The organism is Pseudogulbenkiania sp. FW507-F1, assembly GCF_058781125.1.
This window is the reverse complement of sequence record NZ_JBYSWM010000003.1, coordinates 83388-101035: the sequence shown is the minus strand read 5'-3', so window position 1 is coordinate 101035 and position 17648 is coordinate 83388. Positions and strand designations below refer to the sequence as shown.

The window sequence follows — 17648 nt, the reverse complement described above, 5'->3', positions numbered from 1 at the left end:
CTTCAGACAGGATAAAGCGAGTGCTCCGTTCGCCGAAAAAACAATCGATACTGGGCGTCAAGGCACCCGCCGGGGCGGACCCGCCCCACTAGCTGGCCGGTTCGATGGGAGCATCATCCGGTTGCGCGGCGCAGGCTGCCGTACCGTCACGTCACCGGAAATCTATCTGAACCGGCCCTACTTCACTAAGAGGGTGGCAATTCATGTTAGTTCAGGTCGACAGCATGCGTATCACGATGAAATACGGGGATGTCGCCGCCCCGCAAAACGGAGGTGATGACGGCAGGATGGCCACCTGCCGGAAAGAGGGCCATGGCACGAGGACGTGGCCGGCAATGGCCCTGACCCGCGTGGAACAGAAGGCGGGTGATCCGCGGTGGCTTGCCTTAATCGAGCACGATGCGGCGTTTGGTGATTTCGCCCTCGTCACCGCCCGCCCAGTTCAATTCGATGATGATTTCCGGATTGGCCCCGGGGCGCGCCCGCACCATCAGGAAGTTGTTGGACCCCGTCAGGGCGTACAGTCGTTCGGTAAAGACATTGTCGTTATTCTCCATGGCGCCGCCTGAACTGATGCCGATCAGGCTCAATTTGGGAGCCGGCTTGCGGGAGATGGCGCTCGAGGTGGCATGGTAGACCTTGGCGGCGGGGAATTTACGGTGGCGAATCCTGAAGATCGAGGCGCAGTGCACGTCCCCGCTGAGAAACACCACTTTCTTGCCGGTCTGATCGATGCTTTTGAACAGGGTCTCCAGGAGCTGATTGCGCTCCCATTGGTTGGTTTCGTGACCCCACTCGTCCTTGAAATCATCCTTGGCCTCGCCGAGGTCGGCGTAGTTGACCAGGCGATCGACCCAATGGACCACCGGAACCGGCGAGATGATGAACAGCGCATTGGCCTGTTTCACATCCTCGCTCCCCAGCCACTGGCGGAAACGGTCGAACTGGGCCTGACCCAGCAAGATGTTCTTGTCGGGTATTTTCTTGCCCTTGTTCTTTTCGACATCGTGATGGCCGCGCATGTCCAGCACGTAGAAGGCCGCGCCGCCATGGCGGAAAGCATAGTCCCATTGGCATTGGTCGGGGTCCGCGGCGTTGTAGGACGTAGCGGGATTGTGACTGTGCTCGTATTCGTAATAAGCCTGGCAGGCGGCTTTCCACATCAATTGCAACAGCATCAGGTTGGGTTTGCTGTCTTCTTCCTCCCAGAACGAGCAGATTTGCGCCGCGCGCTCCTTCCAGGTCAATGAGCCCCAGCCGTCCATGATCTCGTGGTCGTCCCAGATCATGTACTGCGGAACTTGTTCGAAGACCGAGCGTAGCTCGGGCACGCTCCAGTAGACGCGGTAATACCAGCGGTAGATGTCGAGCAGGTATTGCTGGATGCCCGCCTCATCGTACTTGCCTTTGCCAAGGGCAAACTTGTCGAGCAGCGCTTTCTTGTTGTCCTTCAGCCAGGACCAGATATCCAGGAAACGATTCTTGCCGTTGGTGTCGACGTAGACCTGATCGCCACCGCCGATCGAGAAATGGGCACGGGTGTCTCCCAGCTGTTCGAGATAGTGTGGCCAGGCCCCGGCGCTACCGTTGTTGCTGATATGGTCGTGGCAGCTGTAGAAGCCGAAGACGATCTCGGACGGAGCCTCCGGCATGGTGCGGAAATGGCGCGGCGCATCGCCGCCGATTTCGGTGCGGCGCGCCACCTTGCCCGCATCCAGTTCGCTGGCGATGACCGCGTAGTAGTACCGGGTATCCGGGTTGAGGCCGGCGATGTCGAAGACGTGGGTCAGGCTGTTGTCATGCGTGAAATCGTGCTCGCCCAGATAGGCCACCGCGATCCCGTTGCCGGCCAGAAATGCGGGAACCGTCTTTTCTTCCAGCCGTACCAGGTCGCCACTCAGCGGGCTCGCCGTGACGACCAGACTCCACTTGCCCGGTTGGTAGATGCGGACCCAGAGCCGCGTGCTGTTGGCGGTGGTGGCCCCAACAATGACGCCGCTGGTGAGTTTGCTGTACTTCTGTTCGTTGGATGTCGGATCAAGCAGGGTGGCCATGGTGTCCTCGTAATCGATCAGCTGGCGCCGTAGGGCGTTACAAATGCCGATGGCAACGTCAATTGCATATCATTGTTTTATGGACAAAACCGGCACTCCGCAAGGCAGCGCGGTCGCCGACGAGCGGGTGTCAACCCACGCGGACCCGGGGCGGGGCGCACTATCCATCACGGCGTTTACCCGGGCAAAAGCCTCTTGAGTCCACCCCTGACAAGTCGACGCCAGTCATCTTGTGCCGCCTGGCGACAGTTACGCGATTCCCAGGAGCGGGCACGTCGACACGCCAGTAACAGCATGACCATGCTATACAAGTAAAACGGCAAGTGTGCTGCATGGGCGGGGTCTTTACCGGCGGATAGGGGGAGGGCGATGGTGCAAGACGTGGCCGAGGAGAGCCGGGCATATTTATCCACGTTGCTGCCGACGCCGCGTGAGTGGCGTCTTGTCAAAACGGTGGTGCTGGTGTCCCTCGTGATATTTCTGGCCTTGGTGCCGTTTGCCAAGCTCCCGCTCCCGCGCGTTTGGGCCTTTATTCCCGTCTACGAGTCGGCGCTGGTCATCAACGACCTGATCACGGCGGTGCTGCTGTTCGGGCAGTTCCGCATCTTGCGCACCCCCGAATTACTGGTGCTGGCGTGCGGCTATCTCTTTACCGCCTGCATGGCCACGGTTCATGCGCTCACTTTTCCCGATCTTTTTGCGCCGGGGGGATGGCTGGGGGCAGGCCCCCAAAGCACGGCCTGGCTGTATATGTTCTGGCACGCCGGGTTTCCGCTGTTCGTGATCGCCTACGCCTGGCTGAAGGATCAACCGCGTAGCCTCAGTCGCCTGACACGGTTTACGCCCCTGGCGGTGGCCGGCGTGTTCGGCTTGGTGGGTGCGTTCACCGTGGCCGCCACGGTCGGGCAGGACGCGCTCCCGAAAATCATGCGCGGCAACCATTACACCCCGGCCATGGTCTACGTCATCGTCTCGGTCTGGGCCTTCAGTCTGTTCGCCTTGGTCCGGCTGTGGCGCTGCCGGGTGCGTTCGGTGCTCGACCTGTGGGTGATGGTGGTGGTCTGTGCATGGCTGTTCGATATCGCCCTGTCCGCCATGCTCAACGCCGGACGCTTCGATCTGGGCTTCTATGCCGGGCGCATCTATGGCTTGCTGGCCGCCAGTTTCGTGCTGCTGATGTTGTTGCTCGAGAACGGAATGCTCTACGCGCGCCTCGCCCAGATGCATCAGAGCGAACTGCAAAAGAATGCCACGCTGATGGCGCTGGCCCAGCGCATTGCAGAGGGCGATCTGACCGTACGTGTCGACCCGCAGTCCTATATGGGTAGTGTGGGGCAGGCGTTGGAAGAGATGGTGGATAGCCTGCGCGAGATGAATCATGAAATAAGCGGCGGCGTGGCGGTGTTGGCGAGTTCGGCTACCACCATTCTGAGCGGCGCCAGTCAGGTCGCCTCCGGTGCCGCCGATAGCGCCAGCGCGGTGACCCAGGCCGTCATCACCATGGCCGAGACCAAGCAGACCGCGCTGATCGCCAGCGAAAAGGCTCAGCACGTGTCCGAAGCCGCTCAGCGCGCCGCCCAGGTATCGCAGCTGGGCCAGGAGTCGGTGGATGATGCCGTCGCCCGGATGTTGCATATCCGCGAGCACATGGGGCAGATTGCCGCCAGCACGATCAAGCTGACGGAGCATGCGATGATGATCGGCGAAATCATCGCCACCGTGAACGACCTGGCCGATCAATCCAATTTGCTGGCGGTCAACGCGTCGATCGAAGCGGCCAAGACCGGCGAACAGGGGCTGGGTTTCGGGGTCGTGGCGCAAGAGGTGAGGAGCCTGGCCCAGCAGTCCAAGCAAGCCACGGTACAGGTACGGTCCATCCTCAACGACATCGGCAAGGCGATCAGCGGTGCCGTGCAGACGGCGGAGCAGGGGGCGCAGGCGGTGGAATCGGGGGTGAAGCAATCCAAAGCGGCCGGCGAGTCGATCCGGCAGTTGGCGGAGAGCATTGCCGAGAGCGCGCAGGCAGCGGCCCAGATTGCCGTCTCGGCGCAGCAGCAGCTGGCCGGCATCGACCAGCTTGCGCAGGCCATGGACGATATCAGCGCCTCGGCCACCCGTAACGCCGAGAGCACGCGCGAGACCGAGGCCGCGGCACAATCGCTGCATGAGCTGGGGCAGACACTGGAAAGAGTGATGCGGCGCTACAAGACGTGAGCAGGGCGGTTCGCCATGCCACCGCTCAGCGCCGCTTGAGGAAGGCCTGCAGTTGCGCCAACGGGCGGGTATTGAGCACGTCCTGCCGTTCCAGCCAGCCGCGTCGCGCCTGCTCCACGCCGTAGCGCAGGTTGCGCAGCTCCGCCGTGCTGTGGGCGTCGGAGTTGATGCTGATCAGCACCCCGGCCTCCTTGGCTTCGCGGCAGTGCAGATCGTCCAGGTCCAGCCGCAGCGGCTGGGCATCGAGCTCCAGCGCACAGCCGACCTCTCGGGCGCGGTGCAGCACCAGGGCAAAATCGACTGCGATCGGCGCACGTCGCCCTATCAGCCGTCCGGTGGGGTGGCCAAGGATGTGTACGCGTTGGTCGAGCGCGCGCAACAGCCGGCTGGTCTGCTTGGCGCGTGGGAGACTGAAATGGTCGTGCATCGCGGCGACCACGATGTCGAGCCTGTCCAGCAGCGCGGCGGAAAGATCGAGCCGTCCATCTTCCAGAATGTCGACCTCCATCCCCTTGAGCAAGGTAACGCCCAAGCCGCCGGCGCTTTGCAGCCGGTCGATCTCGTCCAGTTGCGCTAGCAACCGCTCCTCGTTCAGCCCACGGGCAAGGCGTTGCTGCGGCGAATGATCGGTAATGGCCAGATATTCCAGTCCCAGTGCGTGCGCGGCGAGCGCCATGTCCTTGATGCTGTTCTGCCCGTCGCTGGCGACGCTGTGGGTGTGCAAATCGCCGCGCAGGTCCTGCCAGGTCAGCAATGTGGGCAGGCTGCCGTGGCGTGCCGCCTCGATCTCGCCGCGCGCTTCGCGCAGCTCCGGGGGGATCACGGGCAGATGCAGCATGGCGTAGACCGAGGCCTCGCTGTCGCCGGCGATGCGTTGCCCGTCACGATACACCCCGTATTCGTTGATCTTGAGGCCGCGCTCGCGCGCCATCAGCCGGAGCGCGATGTTGTGCGCCTTGCTGCCGGTGAAATAGAGCAGTGCCGCGCCGAAACTCTCCGGGCGCACCACGCGCAAATCCACCTGCAGGCCATTCTGCAGGCGCACGCTGGCCTTGGTTGTGCCCTGCGCCAGCACCTCGTCGACGTCTTCATGGGCGGTAAAGGCAAACGGCACGTCGTAGCCTGGCGCGGCGGCCACCAGGATGTCGATGTCGCCGACCGTATCGCGGCGACGCCGGTAGCTGCCAGCCACCTCGACCTGCCGTACCCCCGGCACGCGGCGCAGGTAGTCGAGCAGCTTTTCCACAGTCGGGCGCACGCGGGCTCGCGCCAGCCGGGCATGGGCATCGAGGTGCTTGGCCAGCGCCTGCAACAGCTGCTGTTCCAGCTTGGGGCCAAAGCCCGGCAGTTGACGCACCAGGCCCTGTTCTGCCGCGTGCTGGAGGTGGGACGGCGAGGTGATCGCCAACTCGTGATACAGGGTGCGGACCCGTTTCGGGCCCAGACCGGGTATCGACAGCAAATAGGCCACCGCCGGCGGCACCTCGCCGCGCAGCCGATCGAGAAGCGCGCAGGTGCCGGTATGGGCGATCTCGACGATCTTGGCGCCCAGATCCGCGCCGATGCCGGGCAGCTTGGGCAAAGGCAGCCCTTGTGCCACCAACGCGGCCAGCTCCTGGTGATATTCGCTCAGGGTTCGGGCCGCATTGCGGTAGGCGCGGATACGGAACGGGTTCGCTTCTTCAATGTCGAGAAGATCGGCAATTTCCTCGAATACCTGGCTGATCCTGACGTTGTGCAAGGGCATGGCGGGGTAATCAGTCAGTCAGGATGGTTGCGCTGCTTGCCGGTGCTGACACGCTTGGCTTGCCAGCCCTCTTGCGCCGCCTCGGGAAGAAACTTCACCGCCATGCCTTCGCTGAGCTTGTCGAATGCTTGATCGACCAGGTTCTCGGCCGAGAAATAGTAGTCGTTGCCGTCCTCGCCCTCGATGAAGCCGAAGCCATCGAGCAGGCGTGCCACGGTGCCGTGAGTGGGCTCCATATGCTGCTTGGTCTCGCCGCGCCGTATACGAACATGGTCTTCCAGCATGCGCCGTGCGGCGTCGAAGGCGTCGCGCAAGGCCACATACACATCTTCATGGTTCTGCCGGTTGCTGACGACTTCGGTGCCAGGCGCTGTCATGTCGATCTGCACGAAGTAGTGCTCGCCCTGGTTGGAGTGGCGGTGCGGTAAACCGACGGTGACGTTGCAGCCGATGAGACGCGGGAAAAACTGTTCCAGCTTTTCCAGCTTCTGCTGGATATGGGTTGAAAGGGCTTCGGATTCGGGAAGGTTTTCGTAGTTGATTTGCAGCAGACAGGCCATGCTTGCTCTCCTCTGTGTTGTCGCGTGTAGCGCAGGGCAAAAGGGCTCAGGGCAGCCGGTAATCCAGCGGCCAGTATTCCTGGATGTAGTCGAGGATGTTCATGTCGGCATTGGGGGAAATGTGCTCCCAGGGGTGGCCGCCGTGATCCAGCCGCACCAGGCGCTTGTGGCGGATGTTGACTTCGTGCAGCGGCAGTCCTTCGGCCCGGTAGCGGGCAAGGTCTTCCTCGTAGCCGGGCGTATCGAGGTAGAACAGCCATTCGGTGGCGAAATCGGCTTGCAAGGCTTCCAGCGTGCGGCCGATGTCGTCGTCGATGAGAATCGGCTCCTGTAGTCTGGGGTGGCCACGGCTGTAGTCGTACACCCAGCCGCCGTAGAGGTCGCCATCCTTGGTGGCAAGAAAACGCTGGGGTTCGTCGGTGAAGAAATCTTCCAGCAGGAAGAAGGCACGGTGGAAATGCGCGCCCTTGGCCCCGGTGAACCAGCCCATGACGTGGCGCTCGGTGGTGGTGTAGAGCATGGCGCACAGCAGGCCGCGCTCCCCGGGGGAAAAGGCGAGATACGTTTCAGCTTCGTGGCGTTTCATCCCGTGTGGCCTTTCACCGTCGCCGTGTCGAGGTCGTCCCGACGCCCCACCCGCCGGCGCTGTATTTTCTTGTGAGCCTTGACTGTATTTTTAGTTTAGCTTTCAGGCGGCCGGTGTGCGCCAGATTGGGTATATGACAAGAGGCGCCTGCCGTCGGGCCCATCCGCGTAGAAGCGGATGCCTCTCCGAATCAGGAGTCAGCCCGTTGGGCGTCAGTGCTCGCTCGGGGAGGGCGCCACCGGCGCGGTGAGTGGCAGCACCAGTTCAAAGCGCGCTCCCTGTCCCGGCGCGCTCGACACGCTGATGCTGCCGCCCAGCACGGCGGTCGCCAGGTTGTAGACGATGTACAAGCCGAGCCCGCTGCCGCCCATGCCCAGCTTGGTGGTGAAAAAAGGGTCAAAAGCATGCTTGGCCGTGGCCTCGTTCATCCCGATGCCGTCGTCCGAATAAGCGAGGGTGACCTGATCCTGATCGGGCTTGGCCTCGATCCGGATCGTTCCCGAGTCGATGCCTTCGAAGCCGTGCAGCAGGGTGTTGGTGACGAGGTTGGAAATGATCTGCTCGATCGGCCCCGGGTAGCTGTCGAGCGTGATGCCGGTGGCGACGGTGACGTCCAGCCGATGTGCGGTGTGTTTCAACTTGGGCCGCAGCGTCATCAGCACTTCGTCGATGGCTTGGCGCAGGTCGAAACGACGGCGCCGCATGCTGGTTTGGTCGACCGCCACCTCCTTGAAGGTGCCGATCAGGTTGGTGGCGCGCTGCAGGTTGTTTTCCAGCAACGCCACCGCTTCACCACTGCGGGCGAGAAAATCGAGCAGAGCCTGCTTGCGCAGCGTGCCGGCATCGACTTGCGCCAAGAGAGTGTCGAGCATCGCCTTGAGCGATGACGCGACGGTCACCCCGATGCCCAGCGGTGTATTCAGTTCATGGGCAACACCGGCCACCAGGCTGCCGAGCGAGGCCAGCTTTTCGGCCTGAACCAGTTGGTTCATCGCCTGTTTCAATTGGGCGATGAGCAACTTCTGCTCTTCTTTTTCACGCTCCAGCGCTTCGTTGGCCTCCTTGCGTTGTTCGATCTCGCGCTCCATCTGCTCCTGGGCGCGATGCAGGGCGCGGTTGATTTTTTCGTTCTCGTGCAGGGCGGCTTCCAACTCCTTGGTGCGCTCGTGCACCTGGTCTTCCAGCATCACCGCGGTCTGGAACAGGCCAAAATCGGAGCCCTGGGTGCTCATCCCCCGTTCGGCGCGGTTCATCAGGGCCGTGACGACCTTGTTGAGACGGGTGATTTCAGCCCGGAGCGCGTCTTCGCCGCGGATGTCGCGGTCATCCCGGGGCGTTTTGTCAGGGGGCATGGCCTTCTCGCGGGTAACCCATGGCGATGCCGGTCAGCGTCTGGTTGACGTGCACACCGTGGTATTGCTCGCCGTAGGTGCTGAAGCCGACGACATGGTTTTTGCGCAGCAGCTCGGCCACCGCTTCCTTCGCCCCGCTTTGGGTCATTTCCAGGTTGCGCAGGATGCAATCGCAGGCCAGGACCAGCTGGAACGGGCCGATTTCGGCGCGGATCGTGCCGAAGGTGCGCTCGATATTGCCCAGCAGGTCGACGCCGCGCACGACGCGCAACACCAGGCCTTCGTCGATGGCGCAGAAAAAGGTCAGGCTGCCATCCGGGTTGACGCGCTGGATCGAACGGACATAGTCAGTGCCGTCGATGGTCACCACCACCGGCGAGGCGGCAAAGCGCATCGGGTTGAGATCCCCCACGGCAACGCCGATGACCCGGGCGTATTCCTCGGCGGCGGGCAGGCCATTGATTTCCCGGACGATGCGCTGGCTGGCATCGGCTTCGGTCACGACCAACCGTTCTTCCTCACTGACGAAGTGCTGGGTCTTGAAGATTTTGAAGGGCAGGCGGGTGCTGACCAGCAGCAGGACGGCGCTGTCGGAGTGAAAGGCCCCGTTGTGGAATACCCAAGTGCGGGTCAGCTTGAGGTTGTCTCCGGCCGACCCTCCGAAAAGCGTTATCGCGCCGAGAGCATCCTGCAGGGCGCGCGCCACCGGTTCTTCCCGGCGCGACAAGCCGTCGATGAGCAGGAACGAGAAACAGTTCTCCGGGCCGACTGCCGGTGCGGTGGCCTCCAGTTGCTGCAGCAGGGGCTGCACGAAGGCGGCGCCTTCGCCGATCTGGAAGTGCTGCAAGTCACCGATGCGGCCTGACACCGCGGCGCATGACGCCGCGGGAAAGCTGGCGCCGGTCAGCCCTAGATCGTGGTAGCCGACGGGCCCGATCTCTCCGGCGGCGGTACAGCCAACCACGGTGACACCTTGAAACAGCTTCGTCATTTCGTCCGCCAGCGCGTCGAGGTCGTAATCGCTGGAACAGAAAAACACGACCAGTGCCATCCCGGGCTGGCAGACCCCGGCGTAGAACTCCCGCACGGCCGCCCGAGCATCGCCGGCGCGCGATTGTGCGGTACGGATGGTGTTTGGAATGCTCACGATGACTTGCCCTTTGTAAGTCGCGTTGGCTCCCGTTCGTTCCGAGATGCCAGAAGCCGCGGAGAGGCAGCGCTGTGTGATCGGGGGCGTCCAATCCGCCGTTGAGCGTGAGCTGAGCGATCGCCTCACCTGCGGGCGCGCTCCCGATGGAGGCGTCTCTCTTCTTTATACGTGCAACGTGCACCGCGTGTGCCGTGTTTGTGACATGCGTGGTTAAACGTGCGGGGCTTGGGCGATGGGTCGAGATGGTACTTTTCCCGCAAGCGGTCGAGCTGGCCCGATGCCCTGATCTTGCCCATTCCCTCATCGATGGCGCGAATCAGTTGCCGCGCTCTCGGGTTGTTTTTGCCAATGCCGATCACCAGCTTCAATCGCCCCTCCAGGCAGCCGGCGTTACGAACCCGGTCGGGGGGTATCTTTTGACGCAGGACGAGATGGCGCATCACGGCTTCATGCTCAACCGCCACCGGGTATCGCCCGGTCAGCAGCTTGTTGAGATTGGTCTCGCCGGCATTCTGGCCTCTATTGAAATCAAGCAGTGAATCAGCGGCGTGCCGGCGCGCCTGGAGGTAGGCGTCAAACGCGCCGCCATCATAACCGTAGTCGGCAATGACCCCGAGCGGCACCGCCCGCAGCGAGGCCTGCCCGGTGTAGCGCCACGTGCTGTGCTGCAGGGTATAGAAGCAGGCGCGCGAAAAGGCCAGAGGCCGGCTCAGGACCAGCCGGTCATCGATGGGGGCGGCGTAAACACCGTCGATATCCCGTTCTTCGGCCAACGTCATCGCCCGATTCAAGGGCATCAGCAACGACTCCAGCCGATAACCGGCCGCGGACACGATCTGCCCGGTCAGCTCCACCATGAAGCCGCCGGTAATCGTACTGTCCTGGGCACAGATGTAAGGGCACCAATTGTCCGAAGCGAGCCGGATACTCGGCGCCGACACGGCGGCCAGCGGCAGGGCGGGCAAGCACAACGACGCCATCAAGGCACGGAGCAGGGTGTTCATATGGGTCTGACGAATCAGGGCAGGAGGGCGGCGACGGTTGCGGGTACTTCAGCTTAGCTCACGGTGCGAGTACCGCTTTCGCCCTGAAAAAGGCGGCATGCTTCACTAAGATGCAAGCACACCAGTTGTTGGCCGCCGAGCGGACGGCAATCCGTTTATCCACTTCAGGGAGTGAGAAGAATGATGGGAATGCATGCACTCAGCAAGTCGCCGCCCTTGACCCTTGCGATGGTCGCCATCATGACAATGGCCGCCGGATGGGCGCAGGCCAAGGAGGCCGTATACGAAGGGAAACCGGTGCGCATCGGCCAGGGCCAGGCCCATACCGTTGTACGCACGGACGCCAGCGGCAAGCCGATCTCGATCGGCCTGGTCTTCACCGAGACCGCGCTGCAAGGGCTGCCTGCCGCAGCGGCGGGCGGGCGTGCCGATTTCCCCTATCAGCTCGGCATGCCAAGGAAAGGTCCCAGGACGGTGGTCGACCACGTGGTGATCGACTGGGAATCTACCGGCCATCCGCCACCCAAGGTGTACGACGTGCCGCACTTCGATTTCCATTTCTACCTGGTCAAACCTTCCGAACGGATGAAGGTGACGTTCAAGAACGAGGGTGAATCGGGCGATCCGTCCCAGCAGCCGCCGGCCGAAGGACTGCCCGCCGGTTATATCGTGCCCCCCGGCACCGCCGTGCCCGGGATGGGCGTGCACGCGGTCAACCCGCACTCGCCGGAGTTTCAGGGGCAGCCGTTCACGGCCACCTTCATTTACGGCTACCACGACAAGAAGCTGACCTTCCTCGAGCCCATGGCCGCACTCTCGTTCCTGGAGTCGCAACCCAATTTCTCGGCACCCATCCCGAGGCCGGCAAGCTACAGCAAGCAAGGACTCTATCCTTCCAGCTACAGCGTCAAATACGACCCGGCCAGCAAGAGCTACGAAGTCACGCTGGCAGACTTGCAATAGAGGTTTGTGCCAAGGGGACATGCCAGGCACGTCCCTGACGTCCCTCGCATCAAGAGATCAGAAGCACCAGCCCGCCAAGAGGCGGGCTTGATTCTTTTTAGCGACGAGTTTCTTTGGCCAAAGAAAACGGTAGGATGCGGCCTAGTACGTTTTCGGATTTGAGCACCGAGTGCATCAGTGCCCCGGATACATGCAGGCCCAGCAATACGGCGAAGCCCGCTGCGGCGGCAGAGTGCATATCCCCAAACAGAGGTGACAGGGACCGGTTCTTTTCCAGCAAGGTGGGCAGGTCGAACAGACCAAACACGCTAACCGCATGACCTGCTGCATTCGTTTTGAGCCAGCCCAATACCGGAATACCCAACATGCTGAGGTACAACAGGCCATGTACTGCTTTTTCGGCTAGGTACTGTTTCGATCCCTTGCTATTGATCGACGGGGGCAGGGCGCGGCGATGAATCCGCTTATTCAGTACTCGCAGCACGGCCAGGATCAAAACGCTGGCGCCTATCGATTTATGCAACGACATCAAGTCCATGTTGTCGTCGAGCATCCAGCCAATTGCCAGGTTTCCTATGATGGCAATGGCTACCAGCCAATGAAGAAGGCTAACAGATAGCGGGTATTTCTTGGTCGACAAGGCCGACATGGACGTGACTCCTGAGTTTGATGTTTTGCTGATGGGCTCAATCAAGGCTTAGGTCAGCAAGTCGTGGTAATGCTTTTTGCTGACATTGATTTTTTGCAAGGCGGCTTTTGCTGCCTTCAAATCATTGGCGTGAATGGCCTGGTTGACGACGTTAAGCTCTTGTTGCAGCTCCTGCATCCCCTTGCGGTAGGTTTCAGCGTCGCTTTTGTATTGAAGCTTGCTGGCCTTGGTCGCATCGACCTGCAGCCGATTGGCATATTGAGAAAATTCCGGAATGGTGGTGCTGTTCATGGCACCTTTCATGGCGACTTTCATGTCCTTCATGACATTCTTTACTTCACCCGCCTGAACCGGCGAACAGAATGCGAATGCGGAGACCATCAATGCAATGGTCACGAAGCCAGCTTTGCGGTTGAACTGACGAGAGGTATTCATGTGGGTCTCAGTTGCCGTGGAAGATATGCCCGACACCATAAGTCCGTGTTATTAAACCTAACTTAAGGACGATCTGAGGACGAAGGTGGAGATTCCTTCTCCGCCGGACCGGCATACGGCGCCTACCACTTCTGATTGCCTGGGTGGACTGGCCGGCCTCGGCACACATGCGGCCCACCCGGCTTGCTACAATCCACCGCATTGCAACGTCTTCGCTTCCCAATGCGCATCCTCCATACCTCTGACTGGCATCTGGGCCAGCACTTCATGGGCAAGACCCGTCAGGCAGAGCACCAAGCCTTCATCGACTGGCTGATCCGGCAAGTTCGCGACCACGCCGTCGACGCCGTCATCATCGCCGGGGACATCTTCGATACCGGCGCCCCACCCAGCTACGCGCGCGAGCTGTACAACCGGCTGGTGGTTGACCTGCACGACGGTGGCACCGCGCTGGTGTTGCTGGGCGGCAACCACGATTCGGTGGCCACGCTGGGAGAAAGCCGGCCCTTGCTGGCCTACCTCAGCACCACGGTCATTCCCGCCGTCGAAGAAAACCTCGATCACCAAGTGCTGGTGCTGAATAAACGTGACGGCACGCCCGGCGCCATCGTCTGCGCCATTCCGTTCATCCGTCCGCGCGACGTGCTGCAGAGCCAGGCCGGGCAGAGCGCGGAGGAGAAACAGCTCTCGCTGCAGGAAGCCATCCATCAGCACTACCAGGCCGTGTACCGGCTCGCCTGCGCCAAACGCGAGGCGCTGCGCACGCCCTTGCCGATTGTCGCCACCGGCCATCTCACCACTGTCGGCGCCAGTGCCAGCGAATCGGTGCGGGAGATCTACGTTGGCGCGCTGGAGGCCTTCCCGACCACCGCTTTCCCCCCGGCCGATTACATCGCGCTGGGCCATATCCACCGCCCGCAGAAGGTGGGCGGGCTGGAACACGTCCGTTACAGTGGTTCGCCCATCCCCTTGAGCTTTGACGAAGCCAGCCAGCAAAAGGAAGTGCTGCTGGTGGACGTGGACGACATCGGCCTGATGAGCGTGACGGCGCTGCCCGTGCCACGCTTCCAGCAACTGGTTTCGCTCAAGGGTGATTTGAAGACACTGGAAAGCCAGATTCAGGAGGCAGCCCAACTGGGCAGTGCCGCGCAGCCGGTGTGGCTGGAAGTGCTGGTGAAGGGGGACGACTACCTGTCGGATCTGCAAGCCCGCATCCAGAGCATGACCGAAGGCCTGCCGGTGGAAGTGCTGCGCCTGCGCCGGGATCGGGGCAATGCCGTCGCCGCCCTGCAAGCCGCGGCCAAAGAAACGCTGGACGAACTGACGCCGTTCGACGTGTTCGGCAAACGGCTGGAGCAGGAAGTGCTGGACGAGGCGCTACGGGCACAGCTGGAAGCACGCTACCACCGCATTGTGACCAGCCTGCAGGAGGGCGCGGCATGAAGATACTGACCCTGCGCCTGAAAAACCTCAACTCGCTCAAGGGCGAGTGGAAAATCGACTTCACCCGGCCGCCGTTCAAGGACAACGGCCTGTTCGCCATCACCGGCCCCACCGGCGCCGGCAAGTCCACGCTGCTCGATGCCATCTGCCTGGCGCTGTACCACGAAACCCCGCGCCTCAAGACCATCTCGGCCTCGTCCAACGAGATCATGACGCGCCATACGGCAGATTGCCTGGCCGAGGTGGAGTTCGAGGTGAAGGGGCAGGTGTACCGCGCGTTCTGGAGCCAGCGGCGCGCGCGCGACAAGGCCGATGGCGCTTTGCAGGCCCCCAAGGTGGAGCTGGCCGATGGCGCCGGCAACATCCTGACCTCCCAGATCAACGACAAGCTCAAGCGCATCGAGGCGATTACCGGGCTGGACTTTGCCCGTTTCACCAAGTCGATGATGCTGGCGCAAGGCGGTTTTGCCGCCTTCCTCAACGCCAGTGCCAACGAGCGCGCCGAACTGCTGGAAGAGCTGACCGGCACCGACATCTACGGCCAGATTTCGCAGCGCGTGTTCGAGCAGGCACGCGATGCCAGGCAGGCGCTGGATCAGCTCAGGGCCAAGGCCGACGGGGTCGAGCTGCTGCCCGAAGAGCGCCGGCAGGCGATGCAACAGCAAATCGGCGAACTCACGCAGCAGTTGACGGCGCTGCAGGCCGAACAGGAGCAAACCCGGGCCCTGCGCCAGTGGCGCCATGAGGTGAGCCAGGCCGAGTTGGCCGAACAGCAAGCCCAGTCCGCCGCACAGGCCGCCCAGGACGCACTCCGTCAGGCCGAGCCGGAACTGCAACGGCTGCAACGGAGCGATCCGGCCGAGGCGATCCGCCCCGTCTACCTGGCGTGGCAGGACGCGATGGCCCGGCAAGGCCAGACCCGGAGCGCCCTGGAGCGGGTGCAGGAGCAGCTCGCCGCCAGCCGGCAGGACGCGGTGTCGGCCCACTGGCAGGCTACAACCATTGCCGAAGGCTTGGCGGCACGCGAGCAGCAGCGCGGCCAGGCCGTGCAGGACGAACTCCAGGCCAGCCAGGCGTGGCTGGCTCAGCACGCCCACTTTGCCGGGCTGGGCGAGAAGCTGAGCGGCTGGCAGAGCGAGTACGGCCAGATTCAGCAAGCGCAACAGGCGGCGCAGCAACTGCAAACCCAGCTGCAGGCGCAGCAGGCTGAACTGGCCGACATCGAAACCCGCCTGGCCCGACAAGAACAGGCCTTGCAGCAAGCCACTGCCAGTCACGAACAATGCCTGCAAGCCACGCAAGAGACTGAGCGCCAGGCGGCCGCGCTGCTACAAGGCCAGACGCTGGCGGGCCTGCGCGACAGCTGGCAGCGCATGCAGGAACAGCTGCAGACATGGCGGCAGCTGGCCCAGCACGCAACGCAGCTGCGCCAGCTTGCCGCCCAGCGCGTGCAACAGGAAACCAGCCTTGCCGACACCCAGCAACAGTTGGCCGAACAGCAAACCATGCTGGACGCCCTGCGCCGCGACTACCGGCAACTGAAAGAGCAGGTGGACGACAAGCGCAAACTGCTGCTGCAAGAGCAGCGCATCCAGAGCCTGGAAGCGCACCGGGCCGCGTTGCAGCCGGGCGAGGCCTGCCCTTTGTGCGGCTCGCACGAGCACCCCGGCATCCAGTCCTATCAGCAGCTGGACAGCTCCGCCACCGAGCGCGCCCTGCAGGAAAAGGAAGCCGCGCTGCAGCGGCTCGAAGAAACCGGCAATGCTGCCAAGGGCCAGCTCGCCAGCCTGACCGGCCGGCAGGAACAGCAGCAACAGTCCCTCGCGGCGCTGGCGCACTCGTTCCAGCACGCCCAGGCCGAGTGGAACGCCAAGGCCGTAGAGCTCGGCCTGAGCGATAACGAGTGGCAGCACGAATCCTCCCTGCAGCAAGGGCTGACCACGGCGGAGCAGCAGGAAGCCGCCCTCAAGACCACGCTGCAGCAGGCCGAAACAGCACAGCAAAGGTTGGCCGAAGCCCAGCAGCAAGAGGCGCAGTCCGCCGCGCAACGGCAGGAAGCCGCCCAGCAGCACGAATTGCTGCAGCAAAGCCAGGCCCATGCGGCCAAGCGCCTGGCCGAGCTGCAACAGCAGCGGGACGTCGCCTCACGCGCCGCACAGCAAGCCAGCGAGCGCCTGCTGGCCGCCATCGCCGCTGCCGGATTCACGGTTGCAAACGATATGGCCCACTGGCTGGCCGAGCGCCAGCAAGACTGGCAGACATGGCAAGCCAAACAGCGGGAGCAGCAACAGCAAGAAGCCGAGCTGCTCAAGCAGCAGGCGCGCAGCGAACTGGCGGCCAAGCTGGCTCAGGTCTGGCAGGCGCGCTGGCGCAAGCTGGGCATCGAGGCTCCTTGCCACGGGGCTGACGGGGCGATCGACGAGGCGGCGCTCGCGCACTGCGCCGAGCGGGTAGAGGCGCTGTCCGCGCAGATCGCCAGCCTGCAAGGCCAGCACGCCCAACTGGCGGCAGACCTGCACGCGCAGCAACGGCAAGGCGTCGACGCCGAAACCGCCTGGCTGGCAGCGCTGGCGGCCAGCCCGTTTGCCGATGGCGACGCCTTCCGGCAAGCCCTGCTGCCGGGCGAAGAACGCCAGCGGCTGCAAACCCTGCGCCAGCAACTTCAGCAAGCGGTGGGACATCGCCAGGCCGTGCTCCACACCGCCGCCGCGGCCTTGCTTGCCCTGCAACAGCAGGCCCGCACCCCGCTCGCCCTGGCGGAACTGGACGCCGCCCTCGCCACGCTCGACGCGCAGCGGCAGGCCCTCTCCAGCCAGCAAGGCGCCCTGCAGGCGCTGCTCAACGACGACGCCCTGCGCCGGCAAGGCCAGCAGGCGCTGTTCCAGCAGATCGAGCAGCAGGCGGCCGACGTGGACATCTGGCAGCGGCTCAACAGCCTCATCGGCTCGAAAGAGGGCGACAAATTCCGCAAATTTGCCCAAGGGCTGACGCTGGACCACCTGATGCACCTGGCCAACCGCCATCTCGAACGGCTGCACGGCCGCTATCTGCTGCAGCGCAAGCCGACCGGTGAACTGGAGCTGGAAATCGTCGATACCTGGCAGGCCGACGTCACGCGCGACACCCGTACGCTGTCGGGCGGCGAGAGTTTCCTGGTCAGCCTGGCGCTCGCCTTGGCGTTGTCCGACCTGGTCAGCCACAAGACCTCGATCGACTCGCTGTTCCTCGACGAAGGCTTCGGCACGCTGGACGGTGAAACGCTGGAAGTGGCGCTGGATGCGCTGGATGCGATCAACTCCAGCGGCAAGTCCATCGGGGTGATCAGCCACGTGGCCGGCATGCAGGAGCGCATCGCGGTGCAGATCGTCATCCGCAAGGCGAGCGGCCTGGGAGCTTCCCGCATCGAGATCGCCGCCTGACGGCCGCCCGCGCGGCCTGTCACGGAAGGGGATGGCATCAGGCAAACAAAAAGCCCGGTCACCGGACCTGGC

At 63.1% G+C, this 17648-nt stretch carries 13 protein-coding genes; 4 read left to right on the top strand and 9 right to left on the bottom strand.

The window, feature by feature from the left end:
- Positions 1 to 386: 386 nt before the first annotated feature.
- A complete protein-coding gene (locus AC3WG5_RS03040; RefSeq protein WP_492567734.1) occupies positions 387 to 2054 on the bottom strand; it encodes an alkaline phosphatase D family protein in 1668 nt (555 codons plus the stop codon).
- A gap of 462 nt (positions 2055 to 2516) precedes the next feature.
- Here AC3WG5_RS03040 and AC3WG5_RS03035 point away from each other — a divergent pair, with 462 nt between their 5' ends.
- Entirely contained in the window at positions 2517 to 4268 is a 1752-nt protein-coding gene (locus AC3WG5_RS03035; RefSeq protein WP_492567733.1) for a methyl-accepting chemotaxis protein, read from the top strand.
- Positions 4269 to 4293: 25 nt separating this feature from the next.
- Here the strand turns inward: AC3WG5_RS03035 and polX are convergent, their stop codons facing one another.
- The 6 genes from polX to AC3WG5_RS03005 form a co-directional block, all read right to left on the bottom strand.
- Entirely contained in the window at positions 4294 to 6015 is a 1722-nt protein-coding gene (polX, locus tag AC3WG5_RS03030) for a DNA polymerase/3'-5' exonuclease PolX (protein ID WP_492567732.1), read from the bottom strand.
- Positions 6016 to 6029: 14 nt separating this feature from the next.
- Positions 6030 to 6575, bottom strand: coding sequence for an HPF/RaiA family ribosome-associated protein (locus AC3WG5_RS03025; protein ID WP_492567731.1), 546 nt, complete (start codon positions 6573 to 6575; stop codon positions 6030 to 6032).
- A gap of 46 nt (positions 6576 to 6621) precedes the next feature.
- Entirely contained in the window at positions 6622 to 7161 is a 540-nt protein-coding gene (locus AC3WG5_RS03020; protein ID WP_492567730.1) for a hypothetical protein, read from the bottom strand.
- Positions 7162 to 7373: 212 nt separating this feature from the next.
- The gene (locus AC3WG5_RS03015) at positions 7374 to 8513 is read right to left on the bottom strand and encodes a sensor histidine kinase (protein WP_492567729.1); all 1140 of its coding nucleotides are present in this window, start codon (positions 8511 to 8513) and stop codon (positions 7374 to 7376) included.
- Positions 8503 to 9660: a nitric oxide-sensing protein NosP gene (gene nosP / locus AC3WG5_RS03010; RefSeq protein WP_492567728.1), complete on the bottom strand. Its 1158-nt coding sequence runs from the start codon at positions 9658 to 9660 to the stop codon at positions 8503 to 8505. Before nosP ends, AC3WG5_RS03015 begins: the two co-directional genes overlap by 11 nt.
- Before the next feature lie 125 nt (positions 9661 to 9785).
- Positions 9786 to 10667, bottom strand: a complete 882-nt coding sequence (locus tag AC3WG5_RS03005) for a substrate-binding periplasmic protein (protein ID WP_492567727.1) — start codon at positions 10665 to 10667, stop codon at positions 9786 to 9788.
- Between the two features lie 180 nt (positions 10668 to 10847).
- Here AC3WG5_RS03005 and AC3WG5_RS03000 point away from each other — a divergent pair, with 180 nt between their 5' ends.
- Complete coding sequence (locus AC3WG5_RS03000) at positions 10848 to 11630, top strand: DUF5602 domain-containing protein (RefSeq protein ID WP_492567726.1); 783 nt, start codon at positions 10848 to 10850, stop codon at positions 11628 to 11630.
- A gap of 97 nt (positions 11631 to 11727) precedes the next feature.
- On the opposite strand, the gene AC3WG5_RS02995 is transcribed toward AC3WG5_RS03000, so the two are convergent.
- Positions 11728 to 12279 (bottom strand): cytochrome b, encoded by a 552-nt coding sequence (locus tag AC3WG5_RS02995; protein ID WP_492567725.1) that lies wholly within the window; start codon positions 12277 to 12279, stop codon positions 11728 to 11730.
- 48 nt (positions 12280 to 12327) lie between these two features.
- Positions 12328 to 12714, bottom strand: a complete 387-nt coding sequence (locus AC3WG5_RS02990; RefSeq protein WP_492567724.1) for a cytochrome b562 — start codon at positions 12712 to 12714, stop codon at positions 12328 to 12330.
- Positions 12715 to 12936: 222 nt separating this feature from the next.
- On the opposite strand from AC3WG5_RS02990, the gene sbcD reads away from it, so the two are divergent.
- Entirely contained in the window at positions 12937 to 14157 is a 1221-nt protein-coding gene (gene sbcD / locus AC3WG5_RS02985) for an exonuclease subunit SbcD (RefSeq protein WP_492567723.1), read from the top strand.
- Positions 14154 to 17576 (top strand): AAA family ATPase, encoded by a 3423-nt coding sequence (locus AC3WG5_RS02980; protein WP_492567722.1) that lies wholly within the window; start codon positions 14154 to 14156, stop codon positions 17574 to 17576. Before sbcD ends, AC3WG5_RS02980 begins: the two co-directional genes overlap by 4 nt.
- Positions 17577 to 17648 lie beyond the last annotated feature (72 nt).

Excerpts from the sequence above, each read along its gene's own strand:
- AC3WG5_RS03020 (WP_492567730.1), bottom strand. The coding sequence starts at position 7,161 with ATGAAACGCCACGAAGCTGAAACGTATCTCGCCTTTTCCCCCGGGGAG.
- polX (WP_492567732.1), bottom strand. The coding sequence starts at position 6,015 with ATGCCCTTGCACAACGTCAGGATCAGCCAGGTATTCGAGGAAATTGCC.
- AC3WG5_RS03025 (WP_492567731.1), bottom strand. The coding sequence starts at position 6,575 with ATGGCCTGTCTGCTGCAAATCAACTACGAAAACCTTCCCGAATCCGAA.
- AC3WG5_RS03015 (WP_492567729.1), bottom strand. The coding sequence starts at position 8,513 with ATGCCCCCTGACAAAACGCCCCGGGATGACCGCGACATCCGCGGCGAA.
- AC3WG5_RS02990 (WP_492567724.1), bottom strand. The coding sequence starts at position 12,714 with ATGAATACCTCTCGTCAGTTCAACCGCAAAGCTGGCTTCGTGACCATT.
- AC3WG5_RS02995 (WP_492567725.1), bottom strand. The coding sequence starts at position 12,279 with ATGTCGGCCTTGTCGACCAAGAAATACCCGCTATCTGTTAGCCTTCTT.
- AC3WG5_RS02980 (WP_492567722.1), top strand. The coding sequence starts at position 14,154 with ATGAAGATACTGACCCTGCGCCTGAAAAACCTCAACTCGCTCAAGGGC.
- AC3WG5_RS03000 (WP_492567726.1), top strand. The coding sequence starts at position 10,848 with ATGATGGGAATGCATGCACTCAGCAAGTCGCCGCCCTTGACCCTTGCG.
- AC3WG5_RS03005 (WP_492567727.1), bottom strand. The coding sequence starts at position 10,667 with ATGAACACCCTGCTCCGTGCCTTGATGGCGTCGTTGTGCTTGCCCGCC.
- sbcD (WP_492567723.1), top strand. The coding sequence starts at position 12,937 with ATGCGCATCCTCCATACCTCTGACTGGCATCTGGGCCAGCACTTCATG.
- AC3WG5_RS03040 (WP_492567734.1), bottom strand. The coding sequence starts at position 2,054 with ATGGCCACCCTGCTTGATCCGACATCCAACGAACAGAAGTACAGCAAA.